General features: G+C 49.0%; 1 protein-coding gene. It reads right to left on the reverse strand.

Annotated elements, in window-relative coordinates:
• On the reverse strand, positions 1-1,897 hold a 1,897-nt coding region (locus AC1D0Z_RS20225; RefSeq protein ID WP_477659958.1), incomplete at its 3' end, for a serine/threonine-protein kinase.
• Between the last annotated feature and the right edge of the window lie 218 nt (positions 1,898-2,115).

Raw genomic sequence — 2,115 nt, forward strand, 5'->3', positions numbered from 1 at the left:
CGACATGTGTTTGCGAAGTCAGAAGGATTCGAGCACTGGGATTCTCTTGAAGAGTTTGCAGGACAAGCTCAGTGATGAACGTTGTTTTCCCGGTGCCAGGCGGCCCTTGAACCACCATAAGGGCCGGTCTTGCCACTGCAGCACGAACGGCCTCCTTTTTGTCTTGGTCAATTTTGTTCTGCAAAAATGCGACGTCTATTGGCGGTGGAACGTCTATGGAAGACGGATTGACAATGTGCTCGCCCAGCAAGGTGTCGACTGATCTTCCATATCTGACGGCATCTAGCGCCGATTTTTGTTTATCAAGAGCCGCATCTGCTTTCATCGTGTCTACTTGCACGACCCCTGACTCTGGTAGCCGAGCGGCTTCTAGGCGATTACGCTGATTAGGCTGAACCAGAGCTGTATCGTCTATTACAGAGATAACTGTTCCGAGAAATACATCACCGTTCTCCAGTTCTATCCTTACGTCCTGTTCGTCCAAACTTGACACTTGTTGACCTGCTACAAGCTTGAAACGTACAGAGGCCCCAGAGAAGTCAATTTTTTCGTAACGAAGTCTATGTTTGCGATTTCTCTCAAGCTCAGTTTTCGCACTAAGGAGATCGAGCCAAGTTCTATATATCGCTAACTCCCGCTGCTTTAGTAGATCTATTTTTTTGTTAGCTGCGAATTGAAGTAGAAGCTCATTTAGTTCCGCAATGTTCTTAAAAGAATCGGCGCTCGAGACTCCGGAGAACGCGAAGCGATATCCGTGCGGACAACTCTGATCTCTTCTACGTTCAAGATCCGAAGGTGTTAGTTCTAAGGCCGTTATTAAGAGCAAGCGTTGTCCATCAGGCGTTAGAACGGCGATGTACCCGTAGCGACTACCGTATATGCGAATGGCCTTTCCTAACGAAGGGGCGCCGTCGGGTTGGGGCTTTTGTTCTTTGACCTCATGTTCACAAACCGAATCGTGTAGGTCTTTTTCTACGAAATTTTGAATAGCGGCTTCTGCACTTAATCCCAAGTCATATTCAATAATGCTCCGTACTGTTGTTGTAAGGCTAGCCAATAGGCCACCCTGCAATCCCGTTGTAGGTCTAGGCGTGAGACGATCAAACTCACTGATCAGTTTGGCGGCGTTTTGAGGTCTTTCTGCAGGCTCATCAAGACAAAGGCAACGCTGCAGCAACCGCCGGATGGGCTCATCGAGAATCAGACTTTCCAGATAGAAGTGCATTTCCTTGTGATCTTCCGGAGGCGCGGGAGCCAGTGCAGCTACAGCTAACGCCGCGAAGCCAAAAACATCTCTGCTATAGCTATATGCTCCGGTGTCAGGCTCCGGAGGTGCATAAGGAATGGATGCATAGTGAGCTAGCGTCACCCCGGGTTCTAAAAAGTTCCGAATTTTGGAGATGCCAAAATCGCAGACCTTCACTACTCCTTCTGCACTTACCAATATGTTGCTCGGTTTTATGTCCCGATGAATAGTCGCATGTGTATGGGCGAATGCTAGAGCTTCAAGAATCTGTCGACCCGTGGATTCGAAGAAATGAGCCCACGTTTTAAACGGCTTGCCCTCGCATAGGGTTGCAAGGTCTCGGTCCACCCATTCCATGGCGATGTAGTGTTCGCCGGTGTCTGCGTCAAACCCGGAATCAAGGATTCGGACAATATTTTTGTGTTTTAGATCGGAGAGAGCTTGTGTTTCCCTTCGAAACGATTCCTCTACAACGTCATCCGTACCTGATGTTTGCCTAAACACCTTTAACGCAACATAGCATTCCGTATTTGTGTCAAGAGCGCGGTACACCGAAGCTATTCCGCCACGCCGCGGATTCCCCGACGTCATATATCGACCGGCAACAAATTTCTTTGATGGCGATTTAAGCGCCAATGTCTCGGTCCCCATACTGCCCTCCCATTTTGATCACACGTGGTTAACACTTTGTGACATGCATCATGAACCCGAAGGCCTGTTCTAGCTAGGTTGTTCTGCAGGCCAGGTGCCCAGAACTCATGAATTTGACATGTGAATATTCACCAAATAACCTCGTTGCATTGCAACTTCTCCGCTTTCCTCCTCATCCTTTGTCCTACCCCACCACCCCAACCCCAGCCGTACCCTCC

This window comes from Polaromonas sp. P1_E3, assembly GCF_056405935.1.